The 22,479-nt window shown below is 45.5% G+C and carries 20 protein-coding genes; 6 read left to right on the top strand and 14 right to left on the bottom strand.

Features of this window, described 5'->3' with window-relative positions:
* The first annotated feature begins 106 nt into the window (after positions 1 to 106).
* A complete protein-coding gene (locus dnm_RS20340) occupies positions 107 to 646 on the top strand; it encodes a helix-turn-helix domain-containing protein (RefSeq protein WP_207678640.1) in 540 nt (179 codons plus the stop codon).
* Positions 622 to 1,164, top strand: a complete 543-nt coding sequence (locus dnm_RS20335) for a transposase (protein WP_207678641.1) — start codon at positions 622 to 624, stop codon at positions 1,162 to 1,164. Before dnm_RS20340 ends, dnm_RS20335 begins: the two co-directional genes overlap by 25 nt.
* A gap of 740 nt (positions 1,165 to 1,904) precedes the next feature.
* Here dnm_RS20335 and dnm_RS20330 read toward each other — a convergent pair.
* From dnm_RS20330 to dnm_RS20305, 6 genes are all read right to left on the bottom strand, one after another.
* Positions 1,905 to 2,132, bottom strand: a complete 228-nt coding sequence (locus dnm_RS20330) for a type II toxin-antitoxin system HicA family toxin (protein ID WP_207678734.1) — start codon at positions 2,130 to 2,132, stop codon at positions 1,905 to 1,907.
* Entirely contained in the window at positions 2,132 to 2,386 is a 255-nt protein-coding gene (locus tag dnm_RS20325) for a type II toxin-antitoxin system HicB family antitoxin (protein ID WP_207678733.1), read from the bottom strand. The genes dnm_RS20330 and dnm_RS20325 overlap by 1 nt, the downstream gene beginning before the upstream one ends.
* A gap of 52 nt (positions 2,387 to 2,438) precedes the next feature.
* Positions 2,439 to 4,031: an AAA-like domain-containing protein gene (locus dnm_RS20320; RefSeq protein ID WP_207678732.1), complete on the bottom strand. Its 1,593-nt coding sequence runs from the start codon at positions 4,029 to 4,031 to the stop codon at positions 2,439 to 2,441.
* 306 nt (positions 4,032 to 4,337) lie between these two features.
* Complete coding sequence (locus tag dnm_RS20315; protein ID WP_207678731.1) at positions 4,338 to 4,892, bottom strand: GxxExxY protein; 555 nt, start codon at positions 4,890 to 4,892, stop codon at positions 4,338 to 4,340.
* Between the two features lie 891 nt (positions 4,893 to 5,783).
* Complete coding sequence (locus dnm_RS20310) at positions 5,784 to 5,978, bottom strand: hypothetical protein (protein WP_207678730.1); 195 nt, start codon at positions 5,976 to 5,978, stop codon at positions 5,784 to 5,786.
* A 99-nt stretch (positions 5,979 to 6,077) separates the two neighbouring features.
* A complete protein-coding gene (locus dnm_RS20305; protein ID WP_207678729.1) occupies positions 6,078 to 7,313 on the bottom strand; it encodes a hypothetical protein in 1,236 nt (411 codons plus the stop codon).
* A gap of 462 nt (positions 7,314 to 7,775) precedes the next feature.
* On the opposite strand from dnm_RS20305, the gene dnm_RS20300 reads away from it, so the two are divergent.
* Positions 7,776 to 8,936, top strand: a complete 1,161-nt coding sequence (locus dnm_RS20300) for a transposase (protein ID WP_207678360.1) — start codon at positions 7,776 to 7,778, stop codon at positions 8,934 to 8,936.
* Between the two features lie 155 nt (positions 8,937 to 9,091).
* Here the strand turns inward: dnm_RS20300 and dnm_RS20295 are convergent, their stop codons facing one another.
* The 5 genes from dnm_RS20295 to dnm_RS20275 all read right to left on the bottom strand — a co-directional run bounded on the left by dnm_RS20295 (position 9,092) and on the right by dnm_RS20275 (position 14,582).
* The gene (locus dnm_RS20295) at positions 9,092 to 10,933 is read right to left on the bottom strand and encodes a hypothetical protein (protein WP_207678728.1); all 1,842 of its coding nucleotides are present in this window, start codon (positions 10,931 to 10,933) and stop codon (positions 9,092 to 9,094) included.
* 37 nt (positions 10,934 to 10,970) lie between these two features.
* Positions 10,971 to 11,642, bottom strand: a complete 672-nt coding sequence (locus tag dnm_RS20290; RefSeq protein WP_207678727.1) for a hypothetical protein — start codon at positions 11,640 to 11,642, stop codon at positions 10,971 to 10,973.
* A gap of 305 nt (positions 11,643 to 11,947) precedes the next feature.
* On the bottom strand, positions 11,948 to 12,532 hold the full coding sequence (locus tag dnm_RS20285) for a Uma2 family endonuclease (protein WP_207678726.1): 585 nt from the start codon (positions 12,530 to 12,532) through the stop codon (positions 11,948 to 11,950).
* Between the two features lie 137 nt (positions 12,533 to 12,669).
* Positions 12,670 to 13,497, bottom strand: coding sequence for a hypothetical protein (locus tag dnm_RS20280; RefSeq protein WP_207678725.1), 828 nt, complete (start codon positions 13,495 to 13,497; stop codon positions 12,670 to 12,672).
* A 242-nt stretch (positions 13,498 to 13,739) separates the two neighbouring features.
* The gene (locus tag dnm_RS20275; RefSeq protein WP_207678724.1) at positions 13,740 to 14,582 is read right to left on the bottom strand and encodes a DUF8740 domain-containing protein; all 843 of its coding nucleotides are present in this window, start codon (positions 14,580 to 14,582) and stop codon (positions 13,740 to 13,742) included.
* A gap of 885 nt (positions 14,583 to 15,467) precedes the next feature.
* Here dnm_RS20275 and dnm_RS20270 point away from each other — a divergent pair.
* From dnm_RS20270 to dnm_RS20260, 3 genes are read left to right on the top strand one after another with little or no spacing between them, the layout of a single operon-like run.
* Complete coding sequence (locus dnm_RS20270) at positions 15,468 to 15,611, top strand: hypothetical protein (RefSeq protein WP_207678723.1); 144 nt, start codon at positions 15,468 to 15,470, stop codon at positions 15,609 to 15,611.
* Positions 15,612 to 15,647: 36 nt separating this feature from the next.
* The gene (locus dnm_RS20265) at positions 15,648 to 16,493 is read left to right on the top strand and encodes an electron transfer flavoprotein subunit beta/FixA family protein (protein ID WP_207678722.1); all 846 of its coding nucleotides are present in this window, start codon (positions 15,648 to 15,650) and stop codon (positions 16,491 to 16,493) included.
* Positions 16,490 to 17,491 carry an electron transfer flavoprotein subunit alpha/FixB family protein gene (locus dnm_RS20260; protein WP_207678721.1) on the top strand — a complete coding sequence of 334 codons (1,002 nt, stop codon included), beginning with the start codon at positions 16,490 to 16,492 and terminating at the stop codon, positions 17,489 to 17,491. Before dnm_RS20265 ends, dnm_RS20260 begins: the two co-directional genes overlap by 4 nt.
* Here the strand turns inward: dnm_RS20260 and dnm_RS20255 are convergent.
* From dnm_RS20255 to dnm_RS20245, 3 genes are all read right to left on the bottom strand, one after another.
* Positions 17,488 to 18,096, bottom strand: a complete 609-nt coding sequence (locus dnm_RS20255; protein ID WP_207678720.1) for a CAP domain-containing protein — start codon at positions 18,094 to 18,096, stop codon at positions 17,488 to 17,490. The genes dnm_RS20260 and dnm_RS20255 overlap by 4 nt on opposite strands.
* Before the next feature lie 499 nt (positions 18,097 to 18,595).
* Entirely contained in the window at positions 18,596 to 19,231 is a 636-nt protein-coding gene (locus dnm_RS20250) for an MBL fold metallo-hydrolase (protein WP_207678719.1), read from the bottom strand.
* 573 nt (positions 19,232 to 19,804) lie between these two features.
* The gene (locus tag dnm_RS20245; RefSeq protein WP_207678718.1) at positions 19,805 to 21,664 is read right to left on the bottom strand and encodes a GNAT family N-acetyltransferase; all 1,860 of its coding nucleotides are present in this window, start codon (positions 21,662 to 21,664) and stop codon (positions 19,805 to 19,807) included.
* Positions 21,665 to 22,479 lie beyond the last annotated feature (815 nt).

Genomic DNA, 22,479 nt, shown 5'->3' with positions numbered 1-22,479 from the left:
TACGGGGCACAGATCGGACATTCCTTCCTCCTGTCAGACAGTTACAAAAACATTTTGACAAAAGGAAATATATATGATATCTTCCGGTTAAAAAAAGAGGAGGTGAATGATGAGAGCTTTTTTTAAACTCGGCAGTGAAGATAAATCGGCTTTGGAATCCGTGCTCACCGCGGGAAACGAGGTCGGACAATTCCGTCGCGCCCAGGCTCTGCTCTGGCTTGATGAAGGAATGTCCGTTCAGGATGTCGCACATCTTTCGCGTGTTTCCCGCCGGACAATTTATAACTGGGTAAACAGGTTCCGTGCTGGTAAGGATATTTCTCCGCTCCGGCGGATCGGAGATGTTCAGCGTAGCGGTCGTCCCTGTACGGCATTGGGAATTGTCGATCCGCTTATTGACAGAATTATTGATAAGGATCCGCGTGACTTCGGCTACCGCTCCTCTGTATGGACATCGGATCTGCTTGTCCGATATCTTTCAGACACATACGGTATCGGAGTTTCGAAACGCAGCGTAAGCTACGCGCTGAAACGCCTCGGCATCCGCTGGAAAGTTCCTCGCTATGATCTGATCCGTCGTTCGCCGACCTGGCGGCAGGCAAAAGGGGGCTCCTCCGAGGATTGTCAGATCGGAAGCGCACCGTGATTCTCATGCTTGATGAGACTATCATTACGGAGAATCCTCCGCTTCGCGGGTGCTACGGACGAAGGGGAGAGCAGGTCAGAGTCCCGATATCAGGCAATCATGACAGGCGCGTTATTCACGGAGTCATTAATATCCGCAGCGGCGATGTTTTATTACTGATTACGGACATCTGGGATGAATATACACACCGGTGCTTCCTGAAGATGATCCGTTCGCACTGGCGTGGCTGGAATATCATTCTCTTCGAGGATCGGGGAACGCCGCATACTGCGGATGACAGTCTCGGACTGGCCGGCGAACTGAAAATTGAAATCAGGCTTCTGCCCACGGCAACTCCGGAACTGAATGCCATGGATCATCTGTGGAAAAGTGTCAAAGGACGTGCCTTGGCAAACCGTCCCACGGAGAACATCGACACCTCCGCGGATGAAGCTTGTCGGTACATTCTCGGAATGTCCCGTCATCAGAGACTGAAGGCGGCCGGAGTATTATCGGACGACTTCTGGCTGACCGGCTGAGGAAAAAAACTGTCAGACATATGTTCAACATATTGATATTAAACAGTTAGGATTATGTTTCTCCGGGCAGGTATTTCCATGCGGACAACTCGGAATTTTAACATTTATAATTAGCCGCATTCCCATTCAGACTGACTCAGTATTGAATTACCGGTTCATCCCTACTCGGAGAAATCAGGCAATCTTTCCTGAATATCAATGAAAAACATATCTGACAGGATCACAGATGCCCGGAAATTGCTTTCAGATGCGCCTTTACCGTTTGTCAAAGAACTTTTTGCAACTTACTTATAATTATGGCTGAGAGGATTTGCTTCATTTTGTTGCTCCTTTATTTTATTGATGAGGTTTAGAACCACGGATTGAAATGGATTACGCAGATGTCACGGATTAAAAACTTCTGGGTTCCGCTCTCGTTGAATTGTCTGATCTGTCTGACAATGTCAGGGATTTATCAATCTCAAACGGGCAGAAAGTCTCCGTGAACTCTTGTAATCTGAATAATCCGTGGCTTAAGTACCTGAGCCTCGATAATCAAATTTTTTTTGTCATTCCTGTGAAAGCAGGAATCCACTGCTCCCGGGACCGCGGCATCGGCCCGGAATGGATTCCTGCTTTCGCAGGAATGACAGACTTTCCGGCCGAATTGTATCAAAAAAACTGATTATCGAGTTATAGACATTATTCGGAAATAAATGACAGATGAAAAATTTTTTTGATCATTTATTTCCGATAACATCTTATGTTTTCATAAATTCGTCAGTGCTGACACCAATTTCACGAATAATTGCTCTCAGGGTTCCTTTGCGAACTGTTTTTCCCTTATGTCGGGGCACAGGAACAACCCTGCCGTCAGTGTCACGCACCCATAATTCGTGAGACCCCTGCCCATGGCGGTAGAAACGAAAGCCAAATTTTCGCAGACGTTTCACGACTTCCCCGTATCGCAGTTCCTTTAACTTTACCATCAGCTCACATTCACAGGCAGCGCAACAGAAATCTGCATATCCGAGGTCATCTGAAGCGCATCCAAATTCATGGTTTCGGATCGTTCTTTTCTGTAGTCGGCGATCATCTTTAAAACATCAACACAGTTAAAAATGGCTTCCTCGATGGTATCCCCTTCTGCAAAAGCACCCTGAATGCCGGGACACCGGGCCAAATATCCGTCATCATTGACTGTAATGACGATATTTATGTATGATACTTTTCCGTTTTGCATTGTATGCTCCTTTTCTCCAAGTTTTTTTCTTGCTCACAAAGCTGTAAGCGGTTCATTTCCCAGTGCCTACAAACACCGGCACAACTTTTACTTTTTCTGTTTCCTCGTAATACTCAGCCTCGTATTTTTTGCGATACTCGTCATTGATGTACTCCACGAAAAAGACCAGATGAATGACTGTCAGCTTCAGAGATACGGCGTAGCGTGCGGCCTGTCTCAGCGCCTCCCTGTAGTCGCTTTCATCGGTGTAGCTTTTGAGTTCGAGTCCGTAGATTTTTTCCCGGTAACGGATGATGAGGTCAATGACCCCGTTTCCCGTGGGAAATTCAGGCCATACCTTTGCTTTTTTGTTGGCAAGAAAATGGTTCAGATACTCGTAAAGGTTGAAATGAAACACAGCTTCGAATATTCTCAGGTCTTTGCGCCGGGGCGCGTCCTCCAGCATCCAGTCCCGGTTCTTTTGCAGATGCCTCTCATACCGGCGGATGAGATTTTTGATGTTCAGCCCTTCCTCGCTGATGGTGTCGCTCGTGTCCTCAAATGGTTCCAATATCTGACCCATGTAATGAAACAATTGGCCGGAGAAATAATTGAACAGCCGTTTCTGGACAAAGGGGCAGGAGAATCTCAGGAAGAATCCGCTTTTTTCAACGCCGATGACACCGTTCATATAAAGAAAATTAAACGTGGGCTCATCAAATTTGAAAGGGATTTTGTCCCTGGTTTTGAACATTTCAAGCACGAAATCTTTGCAGTGTTCCTGTTTTGCCTTGCTGATGATATTCAGCACCGTGTTGTTGGGAAGCACCTGAAGGGCAGCCGAATAAACCTCCTCGAATATCTCAGCCGTGAGAGGCTTGCTGTGATCCGGCCGGAAATAGTCATGTCCCTCGGCGAGCAGCTCGCCGAACCAGGAGACCAGCCCCGGCTGTCCCCGGGTTTCGTTAAACAATCTGTCAATGACCGCTGGTTCCACTTTCTGTCCACTCTCCTGCTCGTACCATTCGAACATGCTGCGAACCTCTTCGTAAGTAAGATTGGGAATGTGAACGCTCCGCTGGACATTGAACGGCGAGCCTTTGACATTCTCTATACCGAGAACGCTCCGTACACCGATCAGGGCCACGCTGTGCAGCAGGTATTCCTTTTCAGCCGAGGGGTTCGGATCCTCCTGGCGGATGTTATAAATGTTTCTAAAAACCCCTGAAATGCCGCTGATCGCATCCTCAGTCAGCGCGTCAAACTCATCCATGATGAGAATCAGCGGCTTGTCCAGCGTTCCCTTTTTGAATATCCGATCAAATTCTTTGAGACGAGTGACTCGGATATTTTTTAATCCCAGTCCTTCGACGACTTGTTCCGCAATCGTCGAGACGATATCATCGGTGTCCTCGGTCATTTTGAGATGCTCCAGATTCAGCTTGAGTACATGGAACCGCTCATCTTTCATCAGTTTCCAAAGCACTTCCCGCATGATCCATGTCTTTCCGCATTGCCGAGGAGCCCAGACAGTGATGTAATGTCCGCCTTCTTCATCCGGGGACTCACCGAGAAGTTGAGCATAGGCTCTTTGAATTAAAGATTCTCTTGGCACATAATAATGCAAATTCTTGCTGACAGCGCCGTAAGATGAAAATTTTCGCATAATAAACTCCTTTCTTCATGGTTTCGCACTCTGTTCTGACCGTTTCATTTTGTCTGACACCTTTGCTGTCTGTTTCTCGAATTAAGCCTCTGAACCGCAGATGACACAGGTTATTGGGATTTCGCTGATTGGAGCCAATCCGTGTCAATCTGCGGTTCAAAGCCTGCTTACTTCCACAGGAAAACCCTGAACTGAGGAATCACTCCTTTCGTTTTTATGAGTTGTTCAGTTTTGAACCACAGATTACTCAGATTATCGCAGACTGAGGATAATCAGCGATATCCTCTTAATATGTGTCATCTGCGGTTATGATTTACTTTTAACAAACCGTTTCCATTTCAAACTTTTTTCGCCAAAATTGAACAATAAGGAGATTTCTATCACTCTGTGAGCCTCAAGGTAGTTAATCGTCTGTGCATAATGATCATTCGTCAGTTTTGATTTTGCTTTCAATTCTACAAACACGACATTTTCCACCAGAAAGTCCACTCTTCTTTTACCGATGGACTCATGATGCCCCGGGTAATAGATCGGCATCTCCACTTCTCTTTTGAATACCAGATGTTCCCGCTGGAACTCTATGGCCAATGCCCGCTGATAGATCACCTCCAGAAAGCCCGGACCAAGGGCTGAATGAACACGCATGGCGCAATCAATGATTCTTCCTGTGATGTCTTTGTATTTGAAATTCTGGTAATTCTGAACACCTGAAGAAGCACCGCTGCCTTTGAGAGCTTCGGAAACAGGCTTCATCAGAAAGCCATTCTGAAATTCAACAAACTGAATCTTCTTTCCCTTCAGTTTTCTGACCACTTCCGGCGGAAGCTTGATTTGATCTGACTCAATTTCAATAAAACTCAATTAGTCCTCCTTTTGTGTCTTTTGAACCGCAGATTGCTCAGATGAATCTGCCCTAATCTGTGGTTCAAAATCTGCCTTGAACCGCAGATTGCTCAGATTATCACAGATTCCGCAGCCTGAAGCCAATCTGCGAAATCTTCTGAATCTGCCCTGATCTGCGGTTCAAAATCTGCCTTGAACCGCAGATTGCTCAGATTATCACAGATTCCGCAGCCTGAAGCCAATCTGCGAAATCTTCTGAATCTGCCCTGATCTGTGGTTCAAAATCTGCTTTTAACCGCAGATTACTCAGATTATCACAGATTCCGCAGCCTGAAGCCAATCTGCGAAATCTTCTGAATCTGCCCTGATCTGCGGTTCAAAATCTGCCTTGAACCGCAGATTACTCAGATTATCACAGATTCCGCAGCCTGAAGCCAATCTGCGAAATCTTCTGAATCTGCCCTGATCTGCGGTTCAAAATCTGCTTTTAACCGCAGATTACTCAGATTATCACAGATTCCGCAGCCTGAAGCCAATCTGCGAAATCTTCTGAATCTGCCCTGATCTGCGGTTCAAAATCTGCCTTGAACCGCAGATTGCTCAGATTATCACAGATTCCGCAGCCTGAAGCCAATCTGCGAAATCTTCTGAATCTGCCCTGATCTGCGGTTCAAAATCTGCTTTTAACCGCAGATTGCTCAGATTATCACAGATTCCGCAGCCTGAAGCCAATCTGCGAAATCTTCTGAATCTGCCCTGATCTGTGGTTCAAAATCTGCCTTGAACCGCAGATTGCTCAGATTATCACAGATTCCGCAGCCTGAAGCCAATCTGCGAAATCTTCTGAATCTGCCCTGATCTGTGGTTCAAAATCTGCCTTGAACCCCACCCTACAATGCTTCACAGGGTTTAAAGATAAAATTCCCATTTCCGGTCTGAGTTTTTTAAGTTCAGAAGTTCTTTTCTTTTGTTGACACAGACGATACTGTTGCATCCTGGCTTGCTCGGATGTTTTCCTGATTTTTCAGAGGGTTCCATTGATGCTTCAATCATCTCAATAATTATCTTCCGTTCCGAGTTGCAGTTTTTTTCAGTATGCGTCATAACTTGAACAGTTCCTTGTCTGATGTTTCAAATATGGCGTTAAAATGAGATTTCTAATCAGACCTGCGAGGTTTACAAAACCTCGCAGGTCTTTAGCTGCTAATCTTCGGTCCTCTTCCTTGAGCTCGGAGTGAAGTAGGTGACATCAAAGGTGATCTCAATGTCCCTGATCTTATCCAACTCTTCAAGCAGCTTGGCATTCACGCCGCCGCCCATGTCGCCTCTTATGGTGAACACCCAGCGGTCATTCGCAGGGCTTCTTTCATGGAACTGCGGGGTTGAAGGACGATAACTGTCTCCGGTAAGCACTGTGGGCGCTTTTCCATTGATGGCGGCAATTGCATTGGACATTACGGATTCCAGGTTCCAGAGCCGCATGGCAGTTGGTTCAGTATCCCATTTTTTATATCGAATGACTGAGCTTCCTTCCTGCTTCAGATTAATCCTCACCCGTTCATCTGTCCCGATACTCAGTCCTCTGCCGGAAATATTGATGGTCACGCCGTTTTGCTTGCTCGGCTTATCACCGTTCCATGACAAAAGCATGCCTCTGGATGTGGGAATATGAAGCGGATTCTTTGCTCTGGCAGTCAGCGAGGTGCTGAACACAAACTCCAGCTTCCTGGCATTGATTTTGGAATCAAACACACAATGGCTGTTGAGAAAAGCGAGCCAGTCCGAATCTGAAACCGCCTCAGCGTCTGAGGGTTCTCCGCTCTCGTCCAAGTGGGTTTCAAACGTGCTTTCACCCGGAACAATCTCTCCCTCGGCATCCGTTTTAATGATATTGTTCTGAACAATAAAATGCCGAACAGACAGTTTCAGGCTGTCCGTCTGTCTTGCCCCCTGCTTGATCTGCTGTCCGTAAACATCCTGTTTCAGTCCGTTCAGATAGGTCAGCAAATCCTCTGTGCGCCGGGCTTTCATGATGTTTTCAATTGTGCCGTTGATATACGCGGCACCCGGGTCAGGATTAATCCGGTATTCAGCGGTCTTTGCGGCAAGATAACACCGCTCCTGGGCATAGCTGAACATTTCATTGGCATCACGCATGGCAAGAGAGAGAATCAGCCGGTAATCTGCCCGGTTCAGCGGACTGATTGTGGCGAAATATGTGGAGCGGCTCCATTCCTGAAGCAGAAACGCAACTCTGCTGATCATGTTGGAGAGTTCCGCACGTGCCATGTCTTCTCTTTGTTCCGCCAAAAGAATGTTCAGCTTGAGCCGTTCAGCCTGAAGAACCATCGCAAACAAGGCTTCCTCTGTCTGATACAGATTTATGTCACGTTGAGCAAATTGCATACTGGCACTTTCAAAATGCTGGATTCGCTGCATTTGAGCGTTTATCCGACCAATTTGGCGGGCGCAATCAGATGCGTTTCTGGCAATTGAATTGGAACTGGAAATATTAAGATATGCCTGAGCTATGCCTGCCCCTCCCGAAGCCAAAGCTACTGCTGCGCCTGCCGGACCACCTATAATGCCGCCTACGATAGCTGAACCTACGGCGCTAATAACTGAACCAAATATTCCACTTCTTCGTTTCTTACGGTTTTCATATTCTGATAATTCCGAAATGATTGTATCCCGTTGACAGGTTTTGCTTAGAACAAAAAAGGCAAATGAAAATGCTCACGAATAATATTTCCGAAGCCTTTGCGCCTGCCGGATTCAGATTTTTCCGCATACCCGGAATTCTGAATAATGTTCCGGGATATTCGGAAAAATTGACTGATTACCATTTAAAGATTATCTTAGATAAAAACTGTCATACAAAAACAAAAGGAGGATAATCTTATGTCGGATTTAAATAAAGAATTAAAATGGTTCTTTGTCATATTCAGCAGAGAGTTCCGTCAGGATAAACGCATTGCCTTTGAAACTCTCATGTTTCTGGCGACAGCTCATTTTTTCGGGTTTTACAATCCGAAACAGCTTGCCGATTTTCTGGACATTCCCCATCAGGGCCTTTACAGAGCCATAGAAGGGTGGAGCATTTACTATCTCAGAGAAATGCTTGTCCGTTTTATGGTAAGGCAGGCTGCCGAGGAACTCGGGCCTCTCTTGGAAAAAAGTGATGCGACCATATCCCGGGCCGGTATAACTCTGACATTTGACAACAGCGTGATCGAGCGTCTGGGAAAACTGCTCCGCTGCACATGGAGCTGGTACAGCGGCCGTTGCAAAAAAGTGGTCAGCGGCAACGATCTGATGGGAATTGTGATGACGATCGGCGGCATTGCCTTTCCTCTGCATCTGCTTTTCTGTTCCAAACAGGGTCGGGCCAACACTGACAAGCCGGCTCTTCTGATCTCCATGCTGACACGGCTTAAAGAGGAATTTTCCAGGGAAGGTATTGATCTGACCGCCTTCCCCCTCACTTTTGACTCATGGTTCGCATCCGACGATCTGAAAAAGCGGCTCCGCGCCCTGGGATTTGAAAAAATTATCATCGCGGGCAAGGGCAATTATACTTTTACAATCGGCAAGGCAAAACAGAAAGCCTCTTCATGGAAAAAAACACTCGGACTGATCAGAGATCAGTGGGGAATCGATGTTCCCTCCCTGAGAACCGCTGCTTTCAGCCCGACCTTCGGGTGTGTCATTCTTTTCTTTTTCCGAAAAAGCTCCACGCGTACTTATTATCTCATGGATTTCAGCCCGGTTCCCCTGCGCGGCGCTGAAATCTGGCATATATGGAAGCAGCACCATATTATCGAGTGTTTCTGGAAAATCCTCAAGTCGGTACTCGGGATAAAGGCCATGCGCCTTCAGGGTGACGGCCTGCATGCGGCCCTGTTAATAAAGGTAATCGCATATATACTTGCGACAAGGCTCAGTATGAGGAAGCCCTTTTTGAAAATGTCCGTCACGGAGATCATGCGAAAAATCAGAAGGGAATGCGATCTCGAAGCTATTCTCCGTAACCATTTCTGTCTTCCCATTTTAAACACATAACGAGTTATTACAATATGCCTTGTTTTAAATTACCGGCCGGACATAATCTCTCAGTTTCTCTGATGAGCCCGGAATATTATTTAAAATTCCGAGTGTGCGAAAAAAGCAGAGGCCGGCAGGAACAAAGGTTTCGGAAACATTATTCGTGAACATTTTCATTTGCAGTTTTTTCCTAATATTACAGTATCAAAGAAATAAAAGCATTTCGGAATTATCAGATATTCTATTTTTTTTGCCTCAAGTTCTCCTTTCTGAATTTCAAGCGCAGCAAGTTTTTCACCGCTGTCAAGAATGAGTTGGGCGAGGTTGTTATATACACCAGTGATTTTTTCAGCAATTTCCTCTTTCTTTTCCATCTCTTTTATGAGATTTTCCAAATCCATCATGGCCGCGTCAACTTCTGTCTCAGCCTGCTGAATAGCCAGCCATTGTTGGTGTATGGCACCTTTGCTTTCGCCAAAAGATTCGTTGTAAGTATGCTGCTCATCACGTTCTTCCGGAGGGAAAAGCGCATACACAACATCCGGATAAAGTTCGCCGTCCTCAGCATCCCGAATCCTTCCGCATAATTCGCCCAGCTCTATAAAATACTGACTCCGAATGTTTTCAAACTGAGTCCTCATTGCCTCCTGATTTGCATCGAATGTGCGTGTCTCGGCCTTGGCAATATCCTGAAAATTCTGAGCCGAACTCACAATTTCATAAGCCCAGTTATAGAAATTCTGATAGGAAGTAGGTTCGGCGATCATTCTCTCCGGATCCCATGCAAGAAACGGCACATACTCAGGCGGATAAGCCCCGTAAGAGTCTCCGGTCACTGCGCCGGTTGCATTTCTTGCGATGGTAAAACATACCATGCCGTCTCGGATAAGGTCTTTGAGGGAAAGCAGATTGGTGACAACACCGGATGCCCTTCCGATATCCGTGACATTCAGCCAGTCTGATGTCGTAAAAACATGGGAATAGGCATTTGCCAGAAGAATTTCGTTTTGAAGATATGCGGCCTGTTCATGCAGATATTCCACAAGTTCCCTGCGTTTTGGCGCATATTCATAAGGCAGAACCGGGTATTCAAAAATATCCATATATTTTCTGTCAACCCGGTGCGCCAGCGCCTCTGCCTGAAATGCAACCGCACGGGCATAAGTTTCAAGAACTTTCGGGACAATTGCCATGTCATCTCCCGAATCAGGCTTGGCAAGCGCATCGTAGGTTAAAACATCTTCATATTCCCCATAAATGGTTGCAGTGTCGTCAAGATATTTCAAATCTGACAGGGTTTCAGACAGCTCTACAAACACCCCTGCCGCGTCTCTGTAATGGGCCACGCCTTCATCCAACACACCGATTTCATAACCAAGAGAATTCATCGCAAACCTGCTTCGGAAGGTGCATACCTGAGCCGTGTTTCCTGCAAAAATCAGCGGCACCATCCGTTCATAATAGGTTTGCAATAATCCTTTGGCTGCTTCTTCGTCAGAGGGGTCAATGAACAGGATTGCCCGGTACCGTTCCGCAGCTTTGAGAAGATCAGATTCAAAATAATTCTGTTCATCCGTACCTTCTTCAAACAACTCGCCTGTTGAATAAAGCCTTGCGCCGGGAAAATGAATATCCCATGCGCCGCTTCCGATTTCTCCGGCTCCGGTTTGTCCTTCTCCGCCCAAACTTTCAGGCGTTTTATACTGGGTTCCTTTGGCAATCAGATTTTGTGCATCAGAACGCAAATCTTTAATGGCATCAGGATAGCCCAAATTTCCAGCAATCATAAAACCAAAAGAAGACTGCTGAAGCCGGACAGTTCCGGCACCCGGTATTTGTCCGTCTGGATTCGGATAATTAGCCGAATTTCCTCCTGAACCGATGGAAATCACACTATCCGTGCTCCTGTTTTCAAAAGAAGCGGTAACAAAAACCTGTGTCACTTCTGCCAATGATTCACCTGTAAAGACAAGGAGCATCAGCAATGCCAGCATCATTTTGAAATTCAATTTCATGTTGGAAATCCTCCTTTTTCTGATTCAAAACCCGGAGTTACTGAACCGGATATTTTTCAGCCAATAATTCCATATCATCGGCTTGTTCAAATGATAACCCCTCGCCTGCAAGTTGCTCTTTCAGATACAATGTGCCGGTAACATCCAATGGCTTATCTTCGGCTTTAAATCCAATGTAAGTCATGGTGAAATCAGCCTGAAACATCATTTCATCTGAATCCTGAACTGTAACAGGTGTTACATCCGTGATATTCAGGTTCCATGAAATATCTCTGGGAAGGGGATTGCGGGCATCGCCATTTTGGAGAGTGCCTGCACCCTCGGAATCAAACGCAATCATGTTGTCAGAAAAACTTCCGCTCATTTTAAAGCTGGCGGGAAAGAAGGGTGAGTTTTCAACATTAAAGGTGGCTTCTGCTCCTGTTTCGCCGATTGTCATGTCCACAGACTGGGGCGACAGAGCAAATTGGGGATCAAATGACATGGTTCCGATATACCTGGTTCCGTTCTCATCAGGAGAAACCGGGCTATCCTTCAGATTTTTCAAGACATCTGCAACATCCACCTTGCCATCCTTGTTTACATCCATTTCCTGTGTGACAGCCTCTTTGCCCAGGATGGCATCTCGGATGTCCTGCCAGTCGGCCGCCCATGAAGGCGTGGGAAAAACCAGAAATACTACAAACAGAAACACAATAATTTTTTTCATTTTATATTCTCCTTTCATTAATGGGTTTGAACCACGGATTTTCCCGGATGACACGGATTTTTTAAATCTGAGAAATCTGAGAAATCAGCGGTAATCTGTGGTTCAAAGCTCTATCTGCACGGATTAGGGATAAGCAGGAATTTTATGCACCAAAGGCCTGAATCCTTGCTTATCATTAATCCATGTAGATATCTGCAAATCCTTTCATCCTGTGAAACATGGTTTAGACAGACGAAATGGTGGGCATGTTCATGCCCACCCTACATAAAAATCAGTGAAAATCCGAGTAATCCGTGATTCAAAAATCAGACAGCCAGCGGATATTTCCGTCCCATGATATCATCCGCACTGAGATGCAGGTCAGGAAAGCTGTCCGAGGTTATGACTGTCTGCTTACGGAATTTTCTCAAAGTGTCATATCCCTGCTTTGAAGGGCCTGTGTAAACTTCCACACATCCCTCTTGCAGATTGATAATCCAAGTTTCTTTGATACCTGCTTTTGCATACAAAGGAAGCTTTGTCTCCCGGTCATATTTAAGAGTGCTATCTGAAACCTCTACGATCAGTAGGACATCTTTCGGTCCGGGGTGGGTTTCCGCATAAAAGTTCTCACGGAATTTCAGCAATGCAATATCCGGTTCTGGTTCCGAATGTTTTCCGATACTGACAGGATTCTGCACCCGTACAATCGCCTTTCCGGCAAAATTTGCTGCAAATAATTGTGTTAGCCTGTCAACACACGAAGCGTGATAGCTTCCGATAGCTGCTGCCATTTGAATAATATCCCCTTCAATAAGTTCCAGATGATCATCCTCTCCCAGAATACCCAGTTCCGTCATGCGGTGGTATTCATCTGTCGTAAACATCTTTCTTCGGACATTTGTCAGCATAAGTTTTGCCTCCTTCCCTCTGAGCTACACGGATTATATTTAATAAGGATTGATTGTCACTTAGACAGGATAACGCTTTATCCTTCTTAAATTTCAATCAATCCTGACTAAATGCAATCCGTGTAGTTTTTATCCTTCTAATCGGTGATTCTGGAAAGCTGATCAAGAACAAAAATCGCCTCATGAATACCGATCTGCCCGTCTCCGTTCACATCTCCAGCCATATTAACCTGTACGGGCTGTTCCGAAGGGCTTTTACCGCAGGCAATTCGCAGGGCAATGATGGCATCTTTGAGATTAAGGGTTTTATTTCCGTCCACATCGCCTGATTTTGTCGGATTAGTACCATATTGATACTCCTGCAAATTGGTATGGCCATCTTCGTCCGGATCACCATTTGCGCCCTGATTCAGATTCCCGAAATATTTCATTTCCCACTCATCGGAAAGGCCATCTCCGTCATCATCTTCCAATTTCGATATAACGATTTTCCCATTGTTCAGCGTGGGAGAAACGGATTTCGAGCCATCTGAGTTTGAAAGCGCATTGGGATTAATCAGACCGGAACTATCTGTTACAAAGATAACATCCTGTTCCCCGGATAATGCGTCATCATCTGCCTTGACGCTCAAAGTGAACAAGGTTCCGCTTCCTGAAAAAGTGCTGCTTTTTGAATAAGCGATAATCATTACCTTATTGCCATCAGACGAGTAATCCAATGTAAAAACAGAAGTCAGCAGTGCGCCCTTTGAAACCGTGTTGATGGCTACGGTTTCAGGCAGTTGGATGGTGACATTGATGCCGGCATATGCTTCTGTGCCGCCAGCAAAATTGAGATTCAATGATACAGTCTGGCCCGGCAACACCTCTGCCGAATCAAAGCTCAGTTCCGGAGCTGCGTTTGCATGAATCGGCGTTCCTGCCAGCAGGAATGTGATAAACAGAACTATCAGTAATTGTTTCATATTTTCTCCTTGTTTGAGTGAACGTTTGAACCACGGATTACACTGATTAAATATCTTCATCTACATGGATTATGGTTAAGAAAGGATTACGCCAAGACTCCGGGAAGAAATCCCTTTCTTACACATAATCCATGTAGATGAGCCTCCGAACCACAGATTTGAACGGATTACGCTGATTGCACGGATTCAAAAAAATCAGTGAAATCCGAGTAATCTGTGGTAAGCTGTGGTTCAAAGCCTGTTTATTTCCATAACAAAAGTCTAAACTGGACACCTGTTGAGTCACGCATTTGCCTATAACCATCATTGCCATCGTTAGTGCGGTTACGATATGCTCCTAAGTCCAAGATAAAATTATAAGAATTTCCAGAAGGTGTTCTTACATATAAATGGCCGGCTTCATCAAAATCTAACACAATTCCAGTTATTACATTTTTATCACTATATTGATAACCAAATTGGCTGACACCCCATGGAATTATCTGACCATTTGACCGTTTATAATAAGATGTGATGAGTCTGGGAAGCCCTATAAATCCGACTTCTTTTGCGTAAGTATTGCCTGCCTCAACATCAAACCATCCGCTATCATAATCCGCGGGAGGCAAACCTTTTAACGATTCAACCTCGGTAGCAATATCTGCTTTGGTAGCATGGTCAGCCGTAACTGCATGTTCAGCTTTAACCGCATATTCTGCCTGAATCGCAAACGGCGTACTCAGAATCTGCTGTCGGGGAACAAGTTCAGTTTCACCATCCACTTTGATGCCAAGATAACGATCTTTCCCGCCAAACGCCTCGGCAATGGAACGGCCTTCGGTATCGGTAGTGCCAAGGATGACGTTGAACATGCCGTTCACCAGCGGCACATCTTTGAAAATTTGCGGACCCCAGACAGGATCGCCGCCTGTTGACGCACCGTACAGGTTGAACTCCAGGTTTTTAGTTCCCGTGAGTGGTTTGCCGTCAGCATCTGTCAGCATTCCCTGGTAATTCACCAGTGGCGGCACGGATGTCTCCTGCGCCTGAGCCGCAAGGCTCGCCAGAAAAACAACGATGGTTACAGCCAATACAATCTGTTTCATTTCTCTTTACTCCTTTCGTTTTATGAGTTGTTATTGTTACGGTTTTGAACCGCAGATTTAGACGGATTAGACGGATGACACGGATTTTTTTCAATCAGTGAAATCCAAGCGGTCTGTGGTAATCCGTGGTTCGGACAGTTTTGAACCGCAGATTTAGACGGATTAGACGGATGACACGGATTTTTTTCAATCAGTGAAATCCAAGCGGTCTGTGGTAATCCGTGGTTCAGCCACTTTTAAACCACGGATTATTACTGATTACACAGATTGTACGGATTTTTTTCAATCAGAGCAATCCGAGTAATCCGTGGTAATCTGTGGTTCAGCCACTTTTAAACCTCAACTCTTCGGCAACACCGGGTACAGATACTTCCGCTTCCTCCGGCAGAACCGACGGGAGAGGGAAGGTTTATTGCTGACATAGCCATACCTCCTTTTAAATTTAAAGGTTGTTTTTTTTATGAAGTATGCTATAAATCTTTTGAAAATCAATAGTAAATTTATCCAACAAATCCGTTAAAATCAGAAAAAATTTATCAAAAATTCGATAAAATTTGATTATAACGGATTTAGGGGAAGGCCGACTAAGCCCTGTAAGGGCGGTATATCTGTAGCAGGTTTGCAAGCCCCGGCCAAGCCCCGTAGGGGCGATCTGTTTGTACTGGTAGTAAATTATGCTGAAAATATGCCGCTCCGCCCCCACGGGGCTTGGCCAGGCCTCCCCTAAATCCGTTATAATCAGAAATATATGATACAAAAAGTGCATAACAAAACGCTGCACCGGACGCAAGGGGCTAAGGGTTCTTGAATGAAACTGTTCAGTCACCCCGCCCCTTGCGTTGGTGAATTTGGTCGTTATATTAAGCCTCACGGCAGGGAACACAGATGTCAGAGTACAAAGTGACCGGATCTTCCGCATATTTTCCGGACGGGGAGATGATCTGCGACGGGGATGCCCGCGTGACAGCGGGTTCGGAAGAGAAAATACCGGCACATCGTAATATATGCCGTGTCGCTGAAATAACATGACAATATAATATGATATAAAATGAATGAATAGGAAAAATGCTGAAACTGGTTGTTTGTATAAAACAGGTTCCCATGGTATCTGAACTGCCGTGGGATTCGAAAACAGGCACGCTTCGCCGGGAACTGGCTGACGGCATGATGAATCCGGCGTGCAGGCACGCACTTGAAGCTGCCTTGCAACTTAAACATGAATATGGCGGACATATCACCGCAATCACCATGGGACCGCCCATGGCCGAGGAAGTGCTGCGCGAAGCGGTCGCGGCAGGCGCGGATCGCGGGGTATTGCTCACAGACAGACGCATGGCAGGCGCTGATACTTTTGTGACATCCTTTATCCTGGCACATGCCATTCAAAAAGAATGTCCGGATTTTGATCTGATTCTCTGCGGCTGCTACACGAGCGACAGTGAAACCGCACAGGTCGGGCCACAGTTGGCCGAGGAGCTTGATATCCCCGGGGTGGCTTATGTTGAACACATCGAGCTTGACAAACACACATTTCGTATGCGAAGGGTCTCAGACAACTTCCTGGAAACGCTGGAAATGGACGCTCCGGGGCTGATCACTGTGACAACACAGCAATACGCACCTCGGTATGTATCCTTCGCGGGTGTGCAGGATGCTTTTTTTGACAAAGCAGATATCCTTACCATCGGCTCAGATGATCTCGGACTTGATCCTGAAATGACAGGCATAAAAGCTTCACCTACAAAAATACTGGATGTTTACTCTCCTACCGCGGAGAAAGAGAATATCGTGATGAAGGGTGCCGCCAGAAAAATTGTGGATCAGTTGTTTGAAAATTTTGGCGACAAAATCAGCGGTGCCATTGGAAAAGATCTTAAAACCCACGACCACGACGAAGAAGAAGAGGAATGAAAGAAAATAAACGAGAAATATGGGTTTTCGGGGACTACCGGAATTACTTCCAAAACCGTGTAACCCTTCAGTTGCTGGCCAGAGCCACGGATCTCGCCAGTAAGACAGATGCAGAGGTTGGCGCTGTGGTGCTGGGCCGCGATGTGGATGAATATGTCAATGAATATATCGCGCACGGCGCTCATAAGGTGTATGTCACTGATCATCCGCGGTTGAAAGATTACAATGTGGAGACATATGTGGCACTGACAGAGCGGCTTGTCAGAGAACATCAGCCGGAAACGATTCTTATCGGTGCCACCTCTTTTGGCAGGGAATTTGCGCCCCGGGTTGCCAAACGGCTCGGTACGGGACTGTCCGCGGACTGCGTGGGACTTGACATAAACGAGGATGGCCTTCTCGTGCAGACCGCGCCGTCATTTGGCGGAAACCTGCTGGCAAAGATTGTCACGCCGGATCGTCGTCCGCAAATGGCCACGGTCCGCCCCGGCATGTTTCAGGAGCTTCCGCATGATTATGAGCGCACAGGTGAGATCATACAGGTCCCTCTGCCGGATGATGTGCCCAAGGCGCGTGTGCGGCTGATAATCGCCGAACGTCAGCCGCAGCGAGATCAGAGAATTGAAGATGCCCGCGTGGTGGTGTGCGGCGGCAGAGGCATGGGCAGTAAAAATAAATTTAAAAAACTGTTTGAACTGGCCCGCCTCATGAACGGTGAACTCGGAGCCACCCGTCCGGTGGTTTATTCCAAATGGGCGGACCATGAATCCCTCATTGGCCAGGCCGGCAGACATATCAGTCCCCAGGTGCTTTTCTCCTTTGGCATCAGCGGCGCGATTCAGCATACCGCGGCCATAAATGACGCGGACTTCATCATCGCGGTGAATAAAAATCCCAATGCCACCATGATGAAAATGGCTGATGTCGCCATTGTCGCTGATGCCAATCAGCTCTGTATTGCCCTTATGAAAGAACTGAAAAAAAGAATCAGAAATTAGTCCCTTTTCGGGTCAGATCGGACTTCCGAAGTTTTCAAAATTTCGGAAGTCTCAGATGCGGAAAAGCTTTCCCCGCGGTGATTCCTGTCTGACCGTCCTGACTCTTTGATATCACTTGCAAACTCTGCCACGCATACATATCGGTATATATTATGCGGTCCCATGGCCACCCCTACAAAATGATGCAGGGGATTAAGAATATTTTCCTGATGCTTCATAGCAGATTCTTCTCTGCGAATCATCAGCTGAACAACAATTTCCAACGGATCACGCCGCCCGTAAAAAATACTCTCAGCGATATCTCCGTTCCATTTGCCATAACTTTCAAGCCGCCGGGTCCACAATAAAGCACTTTCAGTGTTTTTATATGTCTTATTTACATAGTCTCTGGCTGCCATAGATAAGGCTTTTGAAGGATATAACGGTTTTATCGGCCGCATTCCTTTTAACCGATCATAACAATCCTTCGCGACATGGCTTTTGTCAGCCCACTCGGCAAGGTATTTTTCGGCAAATAATGGCGGATTTGTACGCGCTTTGTTCAATACTATAATGACCTGTTTTTCGGCTTCTGTCAGATAAGACACTTCACGGGCGGTATTCACAAAAATATCATTCCAACCGTATTGGTAAACATCGGCCGAATACGCTGAACAGAAGTTTGTACATAAAGTAAAAATGAACACCCTCCGCATAAGAAAAATAAATTTTCTGTACATCACTTTCATAATTCACGATTTCGGATATTCAGAGGTTTAGGATGGATGAGCAGCGTAACCCACCGTATCAGCTTCGGCAAAAAAGGGTTACACTGCGCTTCCCCTGTGCATAACGATAAGACTGTTCCCAATATATGGAAAAGGGGAACAGTCGCCTCAGATATAAGTTTTAAGTTTTAAGAGAATGCTTTTCCACAGATAAGTTTATAACTTGTTGGTATTCAAAAATGTGACAAGTAAGATTCGGAAAAATATTTTCGCAGGCGCTATGGTCTGTTTCATATCTGAACGAAAATATATTGTAAATCAGGAAAATCCTAATTTTATCAGGGAAAATCCCTGAAGAGATCGGAAACACACCATTAATCCTGACAATCCCCGGTACTCAGATTTCAATGATTCTGCCCGCGCCCCCTTCCACATATGTGTCCGGATAGTATGTTTTGATTTCTTGTTTAAAGAGGGTGCAATGTGTGGCGCACACAATTTCCATATTCTCGAGCAAACTGAATTGGTCGAATCCGTGCAGGCCTCCGATAATTCCTCGAACTTCCCCGACTTGCGAAGCTGCTTTAATCATTTCTCTGACACCCGGATGGGAACACCCTGCAATCAGAATCACCCCCTGTTTCTGCTTTACGACAAGGGATTGCTCTATTCCCATGAGTTCACCTGTTGAAAATATATTTTCATGAATTTCAAGCAGATGTTTTACTCTGACGACTTCTTTTGCGTTACGGGGTTCCAAACATGAAGAGGGGATATACAACCTGGCAGGATTGAGCCTGAGGAAATCAGCCAGTCCGCCGGTGTGGTCCCAATGGTAATGTGAAATAAAAACAGTATCAACAGTCATCGGATCAATATGAAGTTTTTTCATATTATCCAAAAGGATATGACCGTCTGCACCTGTATCAAAAAGCAGAATTTTTCCTTCTGCTTCCACTAGGCAGGAAAACCCCCAGCCTGGCTTAAGATTTTTATCCCATACTTCGTTGTCATACAGAATCGTAATTTTCATTGGTTCATTTCCCAATATAATCTGTCTTGCTGACTCTGATTTTTTTCAACAAGCCAGTTTCAGTTGTTTAATGTGCTTATCTGTTTTGAAAACATTCTCTGTATGTTTCCAAAAGATAAGCTTATGACTAACGGCATTTATTACCTAAAATTTTAAGAATGATCAAGAAAGAAAATTTAAAGATCAGGGGTAATGGAATCTTTTTATTGTAAACCATCATGACCGGTCTGCTCACAACCAGGTATGAAAGTTTCAGTGTTTCCTAACTTTCGATGATCAAATTTTTTGTTATTCCGTTCGACTGAACTCACGCCGAAGCCTGTGAAAACAGGGATCCACAGCTCCTGAAAATGTGGCATCGCCCAAAATGGATTCCTGCTTTCGCAGGAATGACAAGCGGGCTGCTGAATCGGGTCGAGCAAAAAATTTGTAATTTTTCCTAACACCTGACACCTAACACTTAACACCTTTTTTATATAAACGGCCATGATCTGCCGGTCACAACGAATGATGAAAATTTTGCTGTTTTTCCTAACACTTAACACCTAACACCTAACACCTTTTTCATATAAATCAGGACTCAAACGCAATGGTTAATCTGTATGTTCCATATTGCATGTTCGCCTGTATGGGCTGATCGCCTTTCTCAAAAACCTTTATCATCCCTTTGTTTGAAGCCATCACATCGGCTGTGAAGCCCTGTATCCCCTGCTTTTTTGCCAGATGGACAAGCAATTTGTAAAGATACGTCGCGATCCCCAGCCCCTTGTAATGCTCATCCACGACAAAAGCCACTTCAGCGTAAGGATTATGTTTTTCTTTGACAAATCTTGCTTCCGCTATGATATGTCCGTGTCCTGGTTCCCCAACAAGTCCGACAACAGACATGATCTGATTATAATCAATATTGACATATTCCTGCATTCTGGCATGAGGCATGGTCGTGACCTTTGTAAAATACCGGTAGTAAACGGCCATGTCAGAGAAGCGGTAAAACAGGCGGCGCATTTCTTCTTCGTCAGAGGGTCTGATTGCCCTGAACCTCACTTGGGTATTGTTTTTAAATGTGTGTCTGAAGGCAATTTCTGACGGATAGAGGTGGGCAGATTCTGCCAGGAAAATCTGATCCGGATATAATATTTTTTCTGCTTTGGCCTGTTCCACGAGTTTTGGCCGGTCATCCGGGTGGGCAATGTCAATCAGCGCCTGGGCACGCTCCCGCACCGTGCGTCCGTTCAGGCTGACCACGCCGTATTCCGTGATAATCATGTTTACCGACTCCCACGGGGTGAACTGATTCGGAAAATTCCTTACTGATATCAGAATATTAGGTTCTCCTTTTCGGTTCCGGCTGGGAAGGGCGAATATGGTTCGCCCCCCTTCGGAAAGCAAGGCGCCGTCGAAAAAATTCACCACTTCCCCGGGGCCGGAAGCCACGTTCCCCTTTCCGATATGAAGTGCAATTCGTCCGGACAGATCCACCTTACGGGCCGGCAGCACAGCCACAAATTGTGGATTGGCACCGATTTGGATGGGATTGAATACCTTGTCAATCCCCTGAAATTCCACCAGAGGATTGTTGTCGAGCCAGGCCATGAGTTCCTGTGTTCCAAATGCGTAGGAACACAGACACTTGCCCCGGTAACTATCCTTGTATCGGTTGGTGACAGCACCGCTTTTTATCAGATCCATGAGGGCATCAATCAGAAAAGGCGAATGGATTCCCAAATGATGTTTATGGACCAGGTGCCGGCTCAGTGCCTCGTACAACGGACCAATGGAAAACGCGAGGCAGCTTTTATCTTCAATGACCGAAGCCACGTTGGCTCCCACTTGTTCATAAACATCATCTACAGGCCATCGGTCAAAATAAATGAGGGGTTCGGTCGCGTTTACCAGCAAGTCAAAATCCGAAATATGAACAAAGGTGTCGCCAAAGGTACGCGGGAGCAGAGGGTTGATCTCTCCCACTGAAAATGAAGCCAGCTCCATAGCCTGTCGGGCCACATCTATGCATACGCCAAGACTGCAATAGCCGGATTCATTGGGAGGCGTAATCTGTACAAAGGCCGCATCAAAAGGAATTTTTCCAGATTCGATCACTTGGGGAATCTGGGAATAACGGCTCGGAATCAGATCTGCCAGCCCCGCGGTAATGGCCTCATTAGCCTGCCATCCTGAGAAAAAAGTTTTAAGGCGATACTTGTGGGAATGATGCTTTTTTAACGAAATGGCATCCCCGAGACTGACCAGCTGAGACAATTCCAGATCCCGTAAATTAGAGGCATCCGAGGCCATCAGACGCTGGACCAGAGTCCGAGGTTCAGCCACACCGGTTCCCAGAAAAATATTCATTCCTGGTTTAATTCTTTCAAGTACTTTGTCAGGAGAAACAATTCGTTCTTTCCATTGATTATTGCTTGATTCATTCATTTTTTTCAGACCTCATTTTTTAAACATTCTGTGTTAACAATATTTCGGACAGTTTTTGGAAATCAAGAATGATAAAAAATTAACTTATTGAAATTAAATGATTTTAATTTTTGAAGCAAAAATCGTCAGCCCCAATAAAAACAATAGGTTACAAAAACTGTCCGAAGTATTGTGTTAAGTCAGTTGTGATTTGTTTCTACAATATGATATTCATTGTGATACATTTAAATCCTTCTGAAAGCAATTTCAAAAAAATTGAGATTGCATTTTGGGAGCTTTAAGCTTATACTCGATGATCAAGTTTTTTTCTGTCATTCCTGCGAAAGCAGGAATCCACAGAACCCGGAACGCCGCATCGGCCAAAAAACGGATTCCTGCTTTCGCAGGAATGACAAACTTTTTGTTCGAATCGGGTCAGGAAACTTGATCATCGAGTTATAGATATTCGTCGTATAATAAATTATAAACTCATTTCCCTCTGTGTCAGGGCTAATGCCTTAAATTTATTAAAAGCCAAAGAGGATAAATTCTGATTATAACGGATTTAGCGGAGGGCCGACCAAGCCCTGCGGAGGCGGCATGTTTGTAGCAGTAGCAAATCATGCTGTGAATATGCCGCCCCCACAGGGCTTTGCTCGCATGATGAATACTGCAAATATGTCGTCCTCGCGGGCTTTCCCGGCCTCCCCTAAATCCGTTATAATCAGAAAAAAACAAAACACGAACATCAGTTCTGCATAACAGTCACAGTGTTTCGGTCTCAACAACGCATGAAAAATTGTAATTTTTCTTAACACCTAACACCTAACACTTTA

Origin of the sequence: Desulfonema magnum, assembly GCF_017377395.1 — a bacterium.
GTDB lineage: Bacteria > Desulfobacterota > Desulfobacteria > Desulfobacterales > 4be13 > Desulfonema_C > Desulfonema_C magnum.
The sequence above is the reverse complement of the archived record's forward strand: the minus strand, read 5'-3'. Positions and strand labels throughout refer to the sequence as shown.